The 5,007-nt window shown below is 74.3% G+C and carries 3 protein-coding genes; 1 reads left to right on the top strand and 2 read right to left on the bottom strand.

Annotation, left to right across the window (positions count from 1 at the left end):
• Window positions 1-26: 26 nt before the first annotated feature.
• Window positions 27-1,442: an APC family permease gene (locus ACTIDRAF_RS0222355; RefSeq protein WP_052168933.1), complete on the bottom strand. Its 1,416-nt coding sequence runs from the start codon at window positions 1,440-1,442 to the stop codon at window positions 27-29.
• 182 nt (window positions 1,443-1,624) lie between these two features.
• Between ACTIDRAF_RS0222355 and ACTIDRAF_RS0222350 the strand changes: the two genes are divergently transcribed.
• Complete coding sequence (locus ACTIDRAF_RS0222350) at window positions 1,625-3,334, top strand: AMP-binding protein (protein ID WP_039788881.1); 1,710 nt, start codon at window positions 1,625-1,627, stop codon at window positions 3,332-3,334.
• 59 nt (window positions 3,335-3,393) lie between these two features.
• On the opposite strand, the gene ACTIDRAF_RS0222345 is transcribed toward ACTIDRAF_RS0222350, so the two are convergent.
• A complete protein-coding gene (locus ACTIDRAF_RS0222345) occupies window positions 3,394-4,692 on the bottom strand; it encodes an MFS transporter (protein ID WP_016700933.1) in 1,299 nt (432 codons plus the stop codon).
• Between the last annotated feature and the right edge of the window lie 315 nt (window positions 4,693-5,007).

Genomic DNA, 5,007 nt, shown 5'->3' with positions numbered 1-5,007 from the left:
CCCCCCCGCCACGGCGGGCCGCCGCCTCACTCCGGCCCCCGCTCGGGGTGGGCGGCCTCCCGGGACCCGTCCGCCGGCCCGCCGCTCCGAGCCGGGCGGCCGAGGACGTACGCGTTCAGCGCCCACAGGCCGACCCCGACCGCCAGCAGCACGGCGGCGACCACGTACTCCTCCAGCGGTCGTCCGGTGAGCGGGCTGGCGAGGTACAGCGAGGTGGCCGCACCGAGCACCGGCAGCACCGCCGGCGCCCGGAAGTGGCGGTGCGCCACCGGCTCCCGGCGCAGCACCAGGACCGCGAGGTTGACCACGGCGAACACCAACAGCAACATCAGCGAGGTGGTGCCACCGAGCAGGGCGATGTCCACGGTGCTCACCAGCACGACGGCCACGGCCGTGGTCACCGCGATCGCGACCCAGGGGGTGCGCCGTCGCGGGTGTACCAGCCCGAACCGGCCGGGGATGATGCGCTCCCGAGCCATCCCGTACAGCAGGCGGCTCGCCATCAGCATGTTCATCAGCGCCGAGTTCGTCACCGCGCAGATCGCGATCGCCGAGAAGACGATCAGGGGGAACGCGGGCGCCCCGGCCCGGACCACCTCCAGCAGCGGTCCCGTGGAACCGGCGAGCACGTCGGTCGGGACCAGCAGGGACGTGGTGAGGGCGACGGCCAGGTACACCAGTCCCGTGATCCCCAGCCCCCAGAACAGACCCCGGGGGAACACCCTGGCCGGGTCCTTCGCCTCCTCCGCGAGGTTCACCGAGTCCTCGAACCCCACCAACGCGAAGAACGCGAGCGCGGTCGCGGAGGTGACGGCGAGCAGCGGCCCCTGCTCCGCGTTGAACTCCAGCAGCCGCGCGGGTTCCCCGACACCCCTGACCACCGCGCCCACCCCGATCCCGACCACGACCAGCAGGCCGGTGAGCTCGACGACGGTCAGGACGACGTTGGCGGTCAACGACTCCACCACGCCCCGGAAGTTCACGAGGGCGAGCACCACGAGGAAACCGACCGCCACCAGCAACCAGGGGACGCTGACGAACTGCTGGAGGTAGTCGCCGCTGACCGCCCGCGCGGCCGAGGCGGCCGAGGTGATACCCGAGCACATCACCGCGAAGGCCACCATGAAGGTGAGGAAGGGCCGTCGGAAGGCGCGGTGGGCGTAGAGGGCCGCGCCGGCGGCCCTCGGGTAGCGGCTCACCAGCTCGGCGTAGCTGAACGCGGTGAGGAACGCGACCAGGAAGGCGATCAGGAACGGCACCCACAGGGCACCGCCGACCGCTCCCGCGACCCGGCCGGTGAGGGCGTAGATGCCGGTGCCCAGGATGTTGCCGATCACGAAGAGCAGCAGCAGCCGGGTGCCCATCACCCGGCGCAGCGCGGGTTGGCCACCGCGCGAGGAGGTGTGGTCGGGGCCGGGCTCGGGCACCTCGAATGCCGCCATGAGCACAGAGTGTGCCCGCCAAGGAGCCCTGGGTGAACACGACCGGCCCGGATCTCCCCCGTGGAGTGCCGGCGGTCGCGGCACGCGGCCCGGGGTGACTACGGTGCGGGGAGGCGATCAAGGAGGGTGCCGTGGCGGACGAGATCCCGAATGCCGATTCCCCCGACCGTCCCCGGGCGACGATGCCCGAGCCCCCGGCGACGGCCGCCTTCCGCGCCGCGCGCGACCTCCTGTTCCGCCACCGGCACGACCTCGACGCGGCCGTCACGGCTTTCCACTGGCCAGCTCTTGACGAGTTCAACTGGGCGTTGGACTGGTTCGACGTGCTCGCCGCATCGCCGGACACCGGCTCCAGGACGGCGCTCTGGTTGGTGCACGACGACGGGACTGAGCTGCGTCTCAGCTTCGCCGACCTCTCCGCGCGCTCCTCCCGGGTGGCGAACTGGTTGCGGGAGGCGGGGGTGCGCCGAGGCGACCGGGTGCTCGTGGTCCTGGGCAACCAGGTCGAGCTGTGGGAGACGGTGCTGGCCTGCGTCAAGCTGGGGGCGGTGATCATCCCGGCCACGACGATGCTCGGGCCGGACGACCTCGCCGACCGGGTGGCCCGGGGCCGGGTGGGGCACGTGGTCAGCGCGGCGGAGCGGACCGACGGCTTCGCCGGGATCGACGGCGACTGGACGCGGATCTCCGTCGGCGGGCCGGTGCCGGGCTGGCGTGACCTGGCCGAGGCGGGCTCGGCGAGCTCCCGGTTCGTGGCGGACGGCCCGACGGGGGCGCACGACCCGCTCCTGCTGTACTTCACCTCCGGTACCACCGCGCTGCCCAAACTGGTCCAGCACACCCACACCAGCTACCCGGTCGGCCACCTCTCCACCATGTACTGGCTCGGGCTGCGCCCCGGCGACGTCCACCTCAACGTCTCCTCCCCCGGCTGGGCCAAGCACGCGTGGAGCAGCCTGTTCGCCCCCTGGAACGCCGAGGCCACGGTGCTGGTGGTGGACCAGCGCCGGTTCTCCGCCTCCCGGCTGCTCGACGAGGTCGAACGCCGCGGGGCGACGACGCTGTGCGCCCCGCCGACCGTGTGGCGGATGCTGGTGCAGGAGGAGTTGGAGCGGTGGTCACCCCGGCTCCGCGAGGTCGCGGCGGCCGGCGAACCGTTGAACCCGGAGGTCATCGACCGGGTCCGCCGCGCGTGGGACCTCACGGTCCGCGACGGTTACGGGCAGACGGAGACGACCGCGCAGGTCGGCAACGCACCGGGCCAACCGGTGCTGCCAGGGTCGATGGGCCGTCCGCTGCCCGGGTACCGCGTCGAACTGGTCGACTCCGGGGGTGCGCCCGCCAGTGAGGGGGAGATCACGATCCCGCTGGCGGGAGGCCCGCCCACGGCGCTCATGGTGGGCTACCAGGACGCTCCCGACGAGCAGGCCGCCGCGACCCGGAACGGGCGGTACCACACCGGGGACGTGGCCCGGTGGGAACCGAACGGCCACCTGACCTACGTGGGGAGGGTGGACGACGTCTTCAAGGCCAGCGACTACCGCATCTCCCCCTTCGAGTTGGAGAGCGTGCTGTTGGAGCACCCGGCGGTGCTGGAGGCCGCCGTGGTGCCCGCCCCTGACCCGGTGCGGCTGGCGGTCCCCAAGGCGTACGTGACGCTCGCCGAGGGCCACGAGCCCTCCGAGACGACGGCCCGGTCCATCCTGGCGCACGCCAGGACGCGGCTGGCGCCGTACAAGCGGGTGCGCCGGCTGGAGTTCGCGGAGCTGCCGAAGACCGTGTCCGGCAAGATCCGGCGCGTGGAGCTGCGGGGGGCCGAACGGGCCGAGCACCGGGGCACCCGGCGGGCCGAGGAGTACCGGGACACCGACTTCCCCGAACTGCGGAGCTGATCCCGGGCCCCGGCCGCCGCCCGCGCGGGGCCGCCACCTGCGCGGGTGGTCGTCGCGGGTCAGGACGGCGCCCGGTAGCGCCACAGGGCCGGCAGCGCGCACACCGCCACCACGGTGAGCACCACGACGAGGACACCGCCCCCCACCACGGCGGTCGCCGTGCCGGTGGCCGCCGCCGTCGCCCCGTGCAGCACGTCGGCGAGCCGGGGGCCACCGGCGACCACGACGGTGAAGACACCCTGCATCCGGCCCCGCATCTCGTCGGTCGCCGCCACCTGGAGCATCGCGCCCCGGTAGACCGAGCTGACCAGGTCGGCGGCGCCGCCGAGGGCGAGGAAGGCGACGGCGAGCCACAGCGAGCCGGCCAGGCCGAACCCGATCACCGCGAGCCCCCAGACGACGACGGCCACCACGAGCCCGATCCCCTGCCGGGAGACGCGGGTGACCCAACCGGAGAGGAGCCCGCAGGCGAAGGCCCCGGCGGGGATGGCGGCGAAGAGCAGGCCGAGGGCGGCCCCTCCCCCCGGCGGATCCCCGAAGGTCCGTTCCGCCATCTCCGGGAAGAGCGCCCGGGGCATCCCGGCGACCATCGCGATGATGTCCACCAGCAGCCCCGCCAGCAGCACGCGGTGCCCGGAGAGGTAGCGGAAGCCCTCGACCACCGAGCCCAGCCCCGGGCGGCGGGGCGCCCCGGTCAGCGGAGGCAGCGCGGGCAGCCGCCAGACGGCCCAGAGGGCGGTGGCGAGCGCCAGCGCGTCCACCAGGTAGAGGGTGGCCAACCCGACGAAGGGGAGCAGGACCCCGGCGAGCAGGGGGCCCACCACCGCGCCGAGTTGGGCGACCGTCGCGGTGAGGGCCTGGGCGGCCGGCAGCTGGGCCGGTGGGATGAGCCGGGCCACCGCCGCGACCCGTGCCGGCATGTTCACCGCGAAGAACGCCTGCTGGAGGGCGAAGAGACCGAGGACGAGCCACACCGACGTGGTGCCCGCGAGCGCCTGCGACCACAGCAGCAGGGCGGTGAGCGCGATCCCGCTGTTGGTGACCAGCATGAGGTCGCGCCGGTCCATCCAGTCGGCGACCGCGCCGCCCCACAGGCCGAAGACGAGCAGGGGCACCAGCCCGAACAGTCCGGCCAGGCCCACGTAGGCCGAGGACCCGGTGATGTCGTACAGCTGTTTGGGCACGGCGACGGCGGCGAACTGGGCGCCGACGGAGGTGACGACCGTCGACAGCCAGAGCCGGCGGAAGGGCGCGACCCGCAGGGGCGTGGTGTCGAGCACCACCCGTGACCACAGCGAACGTCGTGGTTCCGGTTCGGGTGGGTCCGCCGGGTCGGAGAGGCTCTGCTCGGACACCACGGCAGCCTAGACGCCGGGTCGGCCGGTGGATCCCCTTCCACGGCAGCGCCGCGAGGCCGGCGGGCGTCCCCGGCCCGGGGATGCACCGGCGGACGACGTCCCCGGTCCGCCGGGCCGGGGGCTACCGCTGCCGCGCTGCCCGTTGGCCACGGGTTCGGAGCGGCGGGTGCGGTGGCGGTTGGCGGGGTGGTGGTGGAGCGGCACCGTGCGGACCAGCGCTGCCGAACGCCGCCCCGGGGAGCCCGGAGCCCGAGGGCGCGGCGGGACGGCCCCACCGGGGCCGCGCCCGGCAGGCCGCCCGGGGAGCACCTTCCT

Origin of the sequence: Actinoalloteichus spitiensis RMV-1378 (assembly GCF_000239155.1) — a bacterium.
GTDB classification, from domain to species: Bacteria; Actinomycetota; Actinomycetes; order Mycobacteriales; family Pseudonocardiaceae; genus Actinoalloteichus_B; species Actinoalloteichus_B spitiensis.
The sequence above is the reverse complement of the archived record's forward strand: the minus strand, read 5'-3'. Positions and strand labels throughout refer to the sequence as shown.